This is a genomic window from Atribacterota bacterium (assembly GCA_028717805.1).
Taxonomy (GTDB): Bacteria; Atribacterota; Phoenicimicrobiia; order Phoenicimicrobiales; family Stramentimicrobiaceae; genus Stramentimicrobium.
In genome coordinates this window covers 1-11,325 of record JAQUNC010000053.1, presented here as the reverse complement: position 1 = coordinate 11,325, position 11,325 = coordinate 1, and the positions used below count along the sequence as shown (strand labels likewise).

At 33.7% G+C, this 11,325-nt stretch carries 11 protein-coding genes and 1 riboswitch; of the genes, 6 read left to right on the top strand and 5 right to left on the bottom strand.

Annotated elements, in window-relative coordinates:
• The 6 genes from PHD84_09620 to PHD84_09595 all read left to right on the top strand — a co-directional run.
• Positions 1-152: pyridoxal phosphate-dependent aminotransferase family protein (locus PHD84_09620; GenBank protein MDD5638055.1), on the top strand; the 152-nt coding region annotated here is incomplete at its 5' end.
• 129 nt (positions 153-281) lie between these two features.
• Positions 282-3,830 carry a PAS domain S-box protein gene (locus tag PHD84_09615; protein ID MDD5638054.1) on the top strand — a complete coding sequence of 1,183 codons (3,549 nt, stop codon included), beginning with the start codon at positions 282-284 and terminating at the stop codon, positions 3,828-3,830.
• Between the two features lie 142 nt (positions 3,831-3,972).
• A riboswitch (cyclic di-GMP riboswitch) is annotated at positions 3,973-4,068 on the top strand.
• Between the two features lie 81 nt (positions 4,069-4,149).
• Positions 4,150-4,866: a hypothetical protein gene (locus tag PHD84_09610; GenBank protein MDD5638053.1), complete on the top strand. Its 717-nt coding sequence runs from the start codon at positions 4,150-4,152 to the stop codon at positions 4,864-4,866.
• 447 nt (positions 4,867-5,313) lie between these two features.
• Complete coding sequence (locus tag PHD84_09605; GenBank protein MDD5638052.1) at positions 5,314-7,218, top strand: PAS domain S-box protein; 1,905 nt, start codon at positions 5,314-5,316, stop codon at positions 7,216-7,218.
• A gap of 348 nt (positions 7,219-7,566) precedes the next feature.
• Entirely contained in the window at positions 7,567-8,676 is a 1,110-nt protein-coding gene (locus tag PHD84_09600) for a GAF domain-containing protein (protein MDD5638051.1), read from the top strand.
• Positions 8,677-8,770: 94 nt separating this feature from the next.
• A complete protein-coding gene (locus PHD84_09595; protein ID MDD5638050.1) occupies positions 8,771-9,577 on the top strand; it encodes a tryptophan-rich sensory protein in 807 nt (268 codons plus the stop codon).
• Between the two features lie 20 nt (positions 9,578-9,597).
• Here the strand turns inward: PHD84_09595 and PHD84_09590 are convergent, their stop codons facing one another.
• The 5 genes from PHD84_09590 to PHD84_09570 all read right to left on the bottom strand — a co-directional run bounded on the left by PHD84_09590 (position 9,598) and on the right by PHD84_09570 (position 11,323).
• Entirely contained in the window at positions 9,598-9,867 is a 270-nt protein-coding gene (locus tag PHD84_09590) for a hypothetical protein (GenBank protein MDD5638049.1), read from the bottom strand.
• 23 nt (positions 9,868-9,890) lie between these two features.
• Positions 9,891-10,271 carry a D-Ala-D-Ala carboxypeptidase family metallohydrolase gene (locus PHD84_09585; protein MDD5638048.1) on the bottom strand — a complete coding sequence of 127 codons (381 nt, stop codon included), beginning with the start codon at positions 10,269-10,271 and terminating at the stop codon, positions 9,891-9,893.
• Positions 10,271-10,657 carry a hypothetical protein gene (locus PHD84_09580; protein ID MDD5638047.1) on the bottom strand — a complete coding sequence of 129 codons (387 nt, stop codon included), beginning with the start codon at positions 10,655-10,657 and terminating at the stop codon, positions 10,271-10,273. Before PHD84_09580 ends, PHD84_09585 begins: the two co-directional genes overlap by 1 nt.
• A 124-nt stretch (positions 10,658-10,781) precedes the next feature.
• Positions 10,782-11,060, bottom strand: coding sequence for a DUF2922 domain-containing protein (locus PHD84_09575; protein ID MDD5638046.1), 279 nt, complete (start codon positions 11,058-11,060; stop codon positions 10,782-10,784).
• Between the two features lie 53 nt (positions 11,061-11,113).
• Positions 11,114-11,323 (bottom strand): DUF1659 domain-containing protein, encoded by a 210-nt coding sequence (locus PHD84_09570; GenBank protein ID MDD5638045.1) that lies wholly within the window; start codon positions 11,321-11,323, stop codon positions 11,114-11,116.
• Between the last annotated feature and the right edge of the window lie 2 nt (positions 11,324-11,325).

Below are 11,325 nucleotides of genomic sequence, written 5' to 3'. Positions count from 1 at the left end.
AAAATGGCATACTTGCTACCGGACTGAATTTCCCTGTGGTTCCCCGTGGAGATGAGGAGATTCGTTTTCAGGTGAATGCCGATCATACCCCTTACGATATTGATACGGTACTGGAAGTGTTAAGAAGATGGAAAAACTATTCTAAAAAATAACAGATACGCTAGCTAAAATAACTAAAAATTAGAAAAATTTGCCTTTCATCATCTGATTTGTTAATATTATATATATAACTACAAAATCTAGGATGCAAAAAATTAGTACCTCTTTTTTAGTGATAATAAATGAATATATTACCCCTTGTTCATTTTTTTACTTTTTTAGCTTATTTTTGTTTGCTCCTATTTCTGCTATGGAAAGAGGCGAAATCGTTACTAAACAGGGTTTGCGCTGCCTTTATTGGTTGTTTTACTCTCTGGAGTTTTGCCTTGATTTTTTTCTTTCAACCAAATACCACTCAAGGAACAGCTATACTATTAGATAACATTGGTTCCATTGGTTGGATTAGTTTTGCCAGTTTCTATTTATGGTTTACCCTTATTTTCACAGAACAGAAAAGGGTGTTAAAAAACCAATTTATTTATCTTCTTCTTTTTCTTACCCCATTATTTTTTATCTATATGAAGTGGGCTGGATATATAGTTTCTGATTACATTTTAGAAAGTTGGGGCTGGGCAGGTATTTGGTCAAGTTCCATTTGGTCTTATTTATTCTTTTCTTATTATCTAATTTATGTAATTATAGCAATCATTTTGAACTATAATTATGGGAAAAAGACCAAGATACAACTGAAACAAAAACAAGCTCAAATTATCTTTTACACCTCTTTAATATCCTTGATTGTCAGCACTGTTGTTGAAGTATTACTTCCCTCGTTAGATATCGTTAAGTTACCATCTTCAGCTAATATTATTAATTTAATTCTGGTTGGCGGTATAATTTATGTCATAGCTGAATACAGTTTTATGATCGTAACTCCATACACAGCTGCCACACAAATAATCTCTACAATGGCTGATTCTTTACTACTTTTGGATAGAGATGGCAATATAAATATAGTAAATCAGGCACTAGTGGATTTATCAGGTTACCAGAAGAAAGAACTATCTGGAAAATCTATTAAGCTATTATTTGATAAAAGTGATTTACCAAAAATCTTGCCTGACAGTCCTGCTCAGAAGAAAACCAATAAAAATATAGAGCTAAATTTCAAGATTAAAAATGGTGAGCAAATCCCTGTTCTTTTATCCAGTTCACCTGTCATTGATGATGGAGGAGAAATAGCTGGAATTGTTTGCGTACTTAAGGAAATTACTGAACTAAAAAAGGCGAAAGAAGTATTACAAAAAAGTCAGGAAGAAGCCATCAGTTTATTTCAAGATAGTCCCTTACCAGGAATATACCATGATGAGAATGGTGTTATCTTGAATATTAATAAGAAGTTTACCGAACTATTCGGATATACTTTAGAGGAATTGAAAGGGAGAAACATTAATGACGGAATGATTTTCCCTGAAGGAAACATGATTCTAGAAAGTGAAAAGCTAACCCGGAATTCTTTAGCTGGTAAGGATATTAAAATTGAAACTGTTCGCAAGAAGAAAGACGGAACTCTGATACCTGTTATTATTACAGTTTCGGCAGTTATAACAAGAGGTGAAAAAAAAGCAATTGTTGCTTTTTATCAGGATATAAGCAAACAGAAAGAATATTTAGATAGAATAGAGGAAAGTGAGAGAAAATTTCGCACCCTTTTTCAGAATATGCCTGCTGCCTATTATCAAACCGACCAGGATGGTAATATTCTGATGATGAATCCCACTGGAATTAAACTTTTAGGATCTCAATCTTTAGATGAGGTTTTGGGGAAACAAATAGCCCGAGATTTCTACTACAAGCCTGCAGATAGATTAAAATTTTTAGAAGTACTAAAGAATAATAATGGCAGCATTAAAGATTATGAAGTTATTTTGAAAAATAAGGAAGGACAACCCATAATCGTTTCCACCAATAGTCAGTATTATTACCATGAGTCTGGAGAGATTGCAGGTGTGGAAGGTGTCTTTATAGATATAACAGAACGAAAAAAATCAGAAGAAGCTTTACGGAAAAGCCAGCGAGAATTTGCCAGTCTCTTTCAAAATAGCTCTGAAGCCTTGGCTTATATGGATGAAAATGGCTTTATTATTAATATAAATCCCCGTTTTACTGAGCTTTTTGGTTATACTCTGGAAGAAATTAAAGGAAAACATATTGATAGCGGAATTATTCACCTTCCTGACATGATTAAGGAGGGAGAAAAATTAATGAGAAAAGCCTTAGCTAAGGGATATAGAGGTTATGAGGCAGTAAGGAAGAAAAAAGATGGGACTTTATTCCCGGTATCCATATCTGGTTCAGCTATTGCTGTTGATGGAGGAATAAAAGGTTCATTAGGGAGCTATACAGACATATCTGAGCGCAAACGTAATGAATTGATTCAACAGGTTTTGTATAATATTTCTAATGCGGCGAATTCTACTATTTCTCTTAGTTCTCTTTATGATATTATTCATAAACAATTAAGTAAACTTATCGATACCACTAATTTTTATATAGCTCTCTTGGACAGGGAGAAGGAAGAAATCTATTTCCCTTACAGTGTTGATGAACTTCAACATATTCATCACCCCCGATCCGTTGATCATAATTCTCTTATTGCTCATATCTTTCATACTGGAGAGCCAGTTCTGGTAAATAAAAAGATTATCAATGAGAATCAAGTATTTAAAAAATATAAACAGTGGTTTGGCCAACTGCGCCAGGTTTGGCTTGGTGTGCCTCTGAAGATAAAGGAAGAGCCTATCGGTGCCCTTGTCGTTCAAAGTTATAAAAATCCAGAACAGTATTCTCACCAAGATATAAAGATATTAGAGATAATTTCTTCTCAAATATCAATCGCTATCAAGAGAATACGGGATGAAGAAGCTTTACGGAAAAGCCAGCAAGAATTTGCCAGTCTCTTTCAAAGCCATTCAGAGGCATTGCTTTATGCTGATGATCAGGGGACTATTTTAGATCTTAATAAACGTTTTACTGAACTGTTTGGTTATACTCTCAAAGAAATCCAAGGAAAAAATATAAATTGTGGGATAATTCATCCACCCGATAAAGTAAATGAGGGAGAAGAACTTGATAAGAGGGCGCTTTCTCAAGGTTATATTAAATTTGAAACAATCAGGAAAAAGAAAGATGGTACCCTATTTCCAGTTACGATATCCGGTTCGCCGGTCTTTATAGATGGAAAAGCTGCGGGAATTATTGGTACCTATATAGACATTACAGAAAGAAAAAAACTAGAAGAACAGTTAAAGAAAATGGCTCGAACTGATACTCTAACCAATTGTTTTAACCGTAGATATGGCCTTGAGTTGCTAGCAAGACAGATGAAGCTATCTCTACGTAATAAGTCTCCTCTCTTGATTGCCTTTTTGGATATTGACAATTTCAAGAATATTAATGATCGTTTTGGTCATCTGGAAGGAGATAGAGTATTAAAAGAAGTCAGTAGTTTATTCAGATCAAGCTTAAGAGAAATTGATATTATCTGCCGTATAGGTGGAGATGAGTTCCTGCTGGCTTTTCCAGATACCTCTCTTCAGGAAGCTTCTCTAATAAAAAGTAGATTGGAAACAAAATTGCTTTTCCTAAATCGTAACATAACCAAAGACTATCAAATTCAGTTTAGCATAGGCTTTGTTGAATATTTATCCATAAAACCAAAGTCAGTAGATGAATTAATTACCATTGCTGATCAACAGATGTATGAAGACAAGAAAAGAAAGAACTTGTAATATTTTTTTTGCTCAGGAGGGGAATTTATAGTGGCAATATAAAAATTTTTGCTTAGATTTTTGTCTAAAAATGCTTCATTTAGGGAATAAAAATAATAGAAAGATTTAAAATTAAATAATAAATAGAATTCAAAAAAGATTAAACTGATAAAGGCAAACTATCCGAAAGGTTAGGGCGCAAAGTAATGGGCCTAAGGTGGATTAAATATTTTTCCATTAAGGCAGCCAGACTACCAGTTTATTTTTATTTAACCACAAAAACCATCTCTTAGAAGTTGGTGTTGGTTGCTTAAAATAATATTAGTTTGAGGTAATCATAATGGAAAATAGGGTAGGTAAGGAAAAAGAACAGTCATTATCCCATAACGAACTTATCATTAAGTATCAATATTTAGTTACTAAGATTGCCAAACAGTTTAAGGATATTCCAGATTCCCGGGAGAATTTAGAAGAGGTGGGCTATTTAGGTCTATTAAATGCAGTCCATCTCTATGATAAGGTATTACATAAAGTAGACTTTAAAACATATGCCCAGATTCTTATTACTGAAGAGATGCATCAATATCTCTTAAATCATAATCATCGGATAAATTGTCCGGATTGGCTTATAGAACTCAATAAGCAAGTCAATGATTTTGTGATTCAGTATCGAGAGAAGTTTCAGCGCTTCCCTCAGATTTCTGATATTTCTTCTCACTTTAATATCACTGATAGCGGTTTACAGGAGGTGTTAAAAGCTCGTGATTCCCTGAGAGAAACTTACCTTTCCTTGTATCAGGAATCCAAGTCTGAACTTGACTTTCTGAAACCAGATTTAAGCAAGGTCAAGAGTCAGAATTACCAGTCCTTTAAATTACCAATAGAAGATTTAATTATCTTGAGACGTTCTTTTAAAAAAATAAGAGAGATTAAAGAAGGAATTATCTATTATCTTTTTATACTGGATTTGAATCAGACTAAGTTAGCCCGGATGCTGGGGATTTCTTCAGAAAAGGGAAAGCAAATAAAAGAAGAACTACTTCAAAATTTACCATAATAAATAATTAAATAAATATAATTTGTTTAGCTATAGAGATAGGAATACACAAGCATATAAAAAGTTACATCCTTTTAGAGATTTCTACCATCACTTACGATGCTGATGTATTTTTATTTTTTTATAATGGTATTCTGATAGACTAAGCTATATGTTCTATATATTTATTTTAAAGAGATTAACCATATGTCTGTAAAGTGTCTGTAAAGATAAAATTATAAAGATTTAGAGCAGGAAGAAGTAGAAATCTTCCTCCCTTATTACTAAGTTTTTTCATGCTGGCCTTTTTGATAATAGATAAGAAACTGTTTAGTTTTTCTCAGATTATTTCGGTTTCCTCTATCATATTAATTAATGGCGGGTAATTACAAACTAATTAATAGTATTCCTAACAACAGTTTTAATTACTAATGTTTTTTTATAAGCAGTGAGGTTGATATCGCTGAAATGGATAAAATACGAAATAGAGAGAAAGATTTTTTCAATAACCTTATTGATGAAATGCCGGTGTTTTTTGTAGCAATTAATAAAGACGGAACAACTCGTTATGTGAATAAAAAGATGCTTAATTCCTTGGGATACCAGGAACAAGATGTTTTTCAACAGGATTATTTAAAACAGTTCGTTCCCCCCAGGCAACATGATATGTTACAAAATATATTTTTAAGTTTACAAAAACAGGGCAAACCCACCTATAATAACAATCTAATTCTTACTAAAGAAGGTAAAGAGTTATGGGTAAGATGGTATGGGCATCCTATTTATAATGATTCTGGTGATTTTCAATACCTTATAGGCATTGGCATTGATGTAACTGCCGAAAGAAAATCAGAATCTGAATTAAATAAACAACTAAAAATTAATCAGTTATTGCTTAAAACTAGCCCTGTAGGCATTGCCTTTATAGATAAATTTGGCAAAATTACCTATGCTAATGAACAAGCAGAGAAGATATTAAGATTAAATGTCGGGAAGGTAAAAGAGGGAAAATATAATGATCCATTATGGAAAATTACTGATCTGGAAGGTAAGCCTCTTCCGGAGGAAAAACTGCCTTTTTATCTGGTCAAGAAATACCTGCAACCATTTTATGGTATTGAACTTGCCATAAAATGGTCTGATGGCAAGAGAATATTTCTTTCCGTAAATGCTACACCAATTCTTGATGAAAAGGATATATTTCAGGGTGCAGTCTGTTCTCTTTCTGATATTACCGAACAGAAAATTAAGGAGAAAGAAAGAGAACAGTTATATTTTTTAGAAAGAGAACATAGTAATCTCATTGCCATGGAAAATGAGATGACTTATAATTTGATTTCGGGAAAGAATTTCTCCTCTAAATTAAAGCAAGTCTTAGGATTTATTTCCCGGTTGTTACCCCATGATGGTTCTGACATCTCCATATTAGAAAATAATCAATTGGAGGTAATTGCCATACATGGCTATAGAGGATTAAATTTTCAGAATATTGTTAAAAATCTGAGAATAGATGTAGATGATTATGATATTGAAAGAGAAGCTATACAAAGCAAAAAGCCGGTTATAGTTTCAGATACTTCGATAGATTCCCGCTGGGTGATGATTACCGGTTTGGAATGGATTCGTTCTGCAATTAAGATACCTTTTATTTTTGAGGGGGAAGTGCTTGGTACCTTAGGTATTGTTAGCGAAAAAACCAATGCCTTCAATCAAGAAAGCATAAAGCATATTGAGAGTTTCATTCATGGCTTATCAATTGCCATTCATAACTATCTAAGTTATAAACAGCTACACAAAACAAGAAATGAAATTATTTTTACTATTACTAAATTAGTGGAAATTAGAGATCCATATACTTTTGGTCATCAAGAAGGAGTAGCTAATCTTGCTACTGCCATAGCCAAAGAAATGGGTATGAAGGAAGAGGCTATTGAAATGATAAGGATTGCCTCCTTAGTGCATGATATTGGGAAAGTTACTATTCCTTCAGAAATACTAAACAAGCCTGGAAAGTTAAGTGAAATGGAATATAATCTGGTTAAGGATCATTCTAAATCAGGATACGAGATATTAAAAGACATTTCCTTTACTTATCCTATTGCCGAGATTGTTTATCAACATCATGAAAAAATCAATGGCACTGGCTATCCGCGTGGTTTAAAAGGAGATCAGATTATGCTGGAAGCTCGAATTATTGCTGTTGCCGATATATATGAAGCCATGTCTTCCCATCGCCCCTATCGACCCGCTCTGGGCTTTGAAGCGGCAGAGGAGGAATTAAAAAATAATAAAGGTATTCTTTATGATCCTCAGGTGGTTGATGCCTGTCTGAAGGTAGGGCAAAAAACTCTAACTAGGCTCTCTTTATCCTAATGATTAGTTAATAACGTTTTCCTGCTTAAAAAATAGAGAAGATTGAATTTACAAATTTTTCTCATGATGATTGTGATAAAATAAGGAAGGTAAACTTGTTATTAGCATTCCAAGAAAAGAATTATTCATGGCAGGGAAGTAATATACTTTTTAGGCAACCATGTTATATTGTTATATTAGACACTTCTCTAGGCAATTGCATTTTATATGATTTTATAATAGTCATCCAAAGTCAGTGTGTTTAGAGCAGACTAACAAGCATAAATACCTTCTATAGAAGATATGTGTAAAGTAATCTTAGTTATTGGAAAATAAAAAATTATGGAAAACGGAAAAAGGAAACACAAGATGAAACTTGGAAAAAAGAAGAAAAGAGTTTCCCTCCTGATTAACAGTAGAACAAAACATAATCACAAAAACAATAAGCAATCTGATAAGACTATTACTCCGGGAACAATAATAGGGCAACAAAAAAAATTGGAAGAGTTTTTCCTACAGGGGCGTCAAGAATATCTCAATCTGTTTAAAACATGTCCGGTAGCACTTGTTTACACCAATATTGATGGGATTATCCTATATGTGAACCATTATTTTGAAGAACTTACCGGATTTTCAGAAGATGAGATAAAAGGCAATACCCTGATCTATTGTTTAAAACCAGAGGAACATTCTTTTTTTGAAGACCATAATCAAACCTCTTTTGAAACAATTATTCGCACCAAAAATAATTCCCGAATTGAGGTAATGGTTAAAAGAACCTGGAATCAAATAGATAACCGAATTGCCGGTATGATTTTTTCTTTTCAGGATATCTCGTTTCTGAAAAAAGAGAGAAAATTAAAGCAAACATTATACCGAATATCTCAATTAGTTCACTCTGAGCTATCTTTACCGGAAATATACCCACTGGTTCATGAACAATTAAAAAAAGTTATTGTGGCAGCTAATTTCTATATTGCTCTCTGGGATACTGACCAGAAACAACTTTCTTTTCCTTACTATACAGATGAAGCTGCTGGAGATGATGAGATATTTATCCAGCGTTATAGCTCAGCTCAGAGTATTTTTCATTATATTTTGGATATTGGCAAACCGGTACTTATGGATTTCCAGCATTATAGAAAGATGTTGTCTTATGGGTATATCCAACCCTGGGATGTAATGACCAATACCCATCTCTGGTTAGCAGTACCATTAAAAGTTGAACAGAAAGTTATTGGAGTACTTGCTTTACAAAGTTATGATAATGCTCGGTTGTATAGTGAAAAAGATATTGATTTATTAGAATTTGTTGCCCAGCAGATATCCACAGTAATTTATCGCAAAGAAAAGGAGGAAATATTAAAAAGTATGAATCAAAAAATGACTCATGTTAATACTCCTGATAATGTTTTGATGAAAGAAAACTTAATCAAAAATGGGGATATAGAACAAAGAAAAAAAGAATATTTATCTTAATGAGAAAAAAGTATCTATCAAATAATCTAAAATGGATATAGGTAGATAATTATTTCTGGAAAATTTCAGAACAAATTTAAAAGGGGTGATTTAATTGAGAAATAACGAATACTCAATTACTCAGAAAAGAATGCTTCAGATTCTTAATTTCTTAGCTTTTTTGGTAGTTATTATAGTAAATGGATTGGCTAATACACTTCCCCTGGGTGGAAATACCACTGGAGAACTTTCTGCTCTCTACCCCAATCTCTTTGTACCTGCAGCCCTGACTTTTGCCATCTGGGGAGTCATTTATCTCACTGTAGGCATTTTTATTATATATCAGGCCAGAGACTTTTTTTCTAAACAGAAAATAAGGATGCCTTATTTAGAATCAATTGGCTGGTTATTTATAGTCAGTTGTCTGGCTAATATGAGCTGGATTTTTGCCTGGCATTATCGTCAGGTACTACTTTCTCTGGTTGCCATGCTGGTTTTGTTATTTTCCTTAATTATGATTTATATCAGACTGGATATTGGAAAAGAGCAGGTTAATTCAGCTACTCGTTACTGTGTACATTTGCCTTTCAGTCTTTATTTGGGCTGGATTACTGTAGCTACTATTGCCAATATTACAGCAGTGCTGGTTCATTATAACTGGCAGGGATGGGGATTATCCGAGATATTCTGGACTATTTTAGTGATATTAGCTGGAACTATTATTGCCCTCATCAATATTATACAGAGAGGTGATATTGTCTATAGTGTAGTAATCCTCTGGGCTTATTTGGGTATTATAATTAAGAGATATTCCACAGGCGATCCTCCTCTTATGGCAATCGTTTTTTCAGCAGGTCTGGGAATGGTTTTTATGGTAGCAGGACTGCTGTTCTTTAGGAAAAAGGGAAGGATAGTGAAATAGAAGCTTCTTAGCAGGGATAACTAAGAAGCTTCTCTAATATGGGCTTTGATGCCGGCCAGTTCTCTTTGTATCTCGCTGCAGAATAAGGAATAATAATCCCGGTTTTGCTGGTTTAGTTCAGTTAAAGTTTTCTGTACCAGGGAAACCTGTTTGAAAATCTGCTGATAACCTTCTTTTTGAGTAGAAACCAACTCCTGCATAAACCGATCAATGCGGAAGATTAAGAATATAGACAGGGCAATAGGGAAACCCTGATTGGCAATGATTTCTGATAAATTAGTCCAATCCATTTTATCCTCCTTTTGTTTATAAATTAGCCCTGCCAGCGAGCTATTCCGGCAGGGCGAATATCAAGATGCAAAAAATTTTGATCAGGATAATATCCAATTCCAGAAAAACCAATCTCCTCAGCGGTTATCAGCAATTCTCTTAAGGATATTTCTGGTACATAAATATCAACAGCCATACCTGACAGATGATAGCTATTTTTTGCTCCCCCCACCACTTGATTATGAGCAGGGCAGCGGTAACCGGAAGTTATGATAACTGGTTTTTGGATTTTATACCTTAAACCTTTCAATTTTTGTAATAGAAGCGAGTGTAACATTACCTGCTGGCAGCAAGGACATTGAAATTCATTCAGGCAAAAGTGATGTGCAATCCTGATATGATTAACCCTATTTTGTAGCAACATCACTTATCTTCCTCACCATTTTGTTCTGAAATTGCTTCTGTTTGATAAAAGGATTCTTTTTTGAGCAGGGAATCATAATATTCACGATTAATCCGAGCAATATTGGATTTCATCAAAGTTTGCAGTTCTTTCGTTTCCTGCGCTTTTAGGGTTATTTTCTTACCCTCCAGAATCTCCAGTAATTTTCCCCAGGCTTCTTGCCATTTTCTTTCCCCTTGCCCAATACCAAATTCTTCTTCCGCCCAGAGCATAGCTGTTATCAATGCCTCTCTGATAGTTTCTGCTCTATCTTTTCCCAATTTGCTCTTTAGAAAACCAAATCCAATAGATACTGCAAAAAGCAGTAAACCTTCTAATAGAAATTTACTTAGTAAGGTCTGAATCATTTCTTCTCCTTTCTTCAGTTGATAAATATTCTTTTTATTTTTCATTTAGTAGAAAAAATAAGCCGGACTCCCAATAGGGAGTCCGGCGATAGTTAAAAAAATACATTAATTGTATTGCAAGAAATTATTCTGATACATCCATAACATCAGTTGATTTATAGTCCAGAATGCGAGCATTAACCTTTTCGACCAAATCATTTCCTTTGTTGTGGAAGATATTCTTGGCAATAATGGTATCCATAACTGCCTCTATAGCAGCATCCTGGGATTCTAGATTAGCATAATCTTCGTCATCCAGATTTTTAGGATTATCTAAGGTTAAATTAACCAAATTTCCTTCACTATCTCGGAATTGCATATAGAGTCTTTTATAACTGGTAACATCACCAAGTATGGTAGACATAGTTTCTTCCTTTCATCATTTTTTTATTTTAGATTTATTTTTTCTGTTTTTTACTAAGATGTGAGTTGAGCAGATTTGTTGAGTCTAATTTCATCAAGACTGTATTTCTGTAAGCTAATTAGTTGATTGGCAACATCAAATACATCCTGTTCGTCAGCCGTATCTTTCACTCGGTTAAAGCTCTTAGTACGAATTATAGGCTTACTTGATTCAGGATCAGTTCCAATGACCAATCTTAGTTGTAAGATTGAATCATAAGGTATTA

What these genes read in the sequence shown, in the direction of transcription:
- PHD84_09590 (MDD5638049.1), bottom strand. Translation starts at nt 9,867, where the DNA reads ATGGATTGGACTAATTTATCAGAAATCATTGCCAATCAGGGTTTCCCT.
- PHD84_09605 (MDD5638052.1), top strand. Translation starts at nt 5,314, where the DNA reads ATGGATAAAATACGAAATAGAGAGAAAGATTTTTTCAATAACCTTATT.
- PHD84_09610 (MDD5638053.1), top strand. Translation starts at nt 4,150, where the DNA reads ATGGAAAATAGGGTAGGTAAGGAAAAAGAACAGTCATTATCCCATAAC.
- PHD84_09615 (MDD5638054.1), top strand. Translation starts at nt 282, where the DNA reads ATGAATATATTACCCCTTGTTCATTTTTTTACTTTTTTAGCTTATTTT.
- PHD84_09585 (MDD5638048.1), bottom strand. Translation starts at nt 10,271, where the DNA reads ATGTTGCTACAAAATAGGGTTAATCATATCAGGATTGCACATCACTTT.
- PHD84_09575 (MDD5638046.1), bottom strand. Translation starts at nt 11,060, where the DNA reads ATGTCTACCATACTTGGTGATGTTACCAGTTATAAAAGACTCTATATG.
- PHD84_09600 (MDD5638051.1), top strand. Translation starts at nt 7,567, where the DNA reads ATGAAACTTGGAAAAAAGAAGAAAAGAGTTTCCCTCCTGATTAACAGT.
- PHD84_09580 (MDD5638047.1), bottom strand. Translation starts at nt 10,657, where the DNA reads ATGATTCAGACCTTACTAAGTAAATTTCTATTAGAAGGTTTACTGCTT.